Origin of the sequence: Chryseobacterium sp. SIMBA_029 (assembly GCF_046535275.1) — a bacterium.
Lineage (GTDB): Bacteria > Bacteroidota > Bacteroidia > Flavobacteriales > Weeksellaceae > Chryseobacterium.
Genome location: NZ_JAWRXA010000726.1, coordinates 1 through 244, shown reverse-complemented (window position 1 = coordinate 244; position 244 = coordinate 1). Strand labels below are relative to the sequence as shown.

Annotated in this window: 1 protein-coding gene; it reads right to left on the bottom strand. The window is 54.1% G+C overall.

Annotated elements, in window-relative coordinates; all coding sequences use genetic code 11:
• Positions 1-39: 39 nt before the first annotated feature.
• Positions 40-244: hypothetical protein (locus tag SB679_RS25850; protein WP_410705233.1), on the bottom strand; the 205-nt coding region annotated here is incomplete at its 5' end.

The window sequence follows — 244 nt, the reverse complement described above, 5'->3', positions numbered from 1 at the left end:
CTCGAAGTTCGGCGCTTTGGCTTTCATGTACTTTGCTCCTTAAAGTTTTCCAAAGATGTCTTCAAGTACGACGGCCTGCGAAAGGCCCGTCATCATCCTTGGCTTCCCTGTACGGTGATCGATGAAGAAGGCAGCCGGCACACCCGCCTGTTCCTTGCCGTTGTTTTCGAATGCGGCAAACAGGAACGCCAGGTTGGTGCTGAGATGCTCAACTGTTTCCGGTGTTGGCTCGGAGCGGATCTGC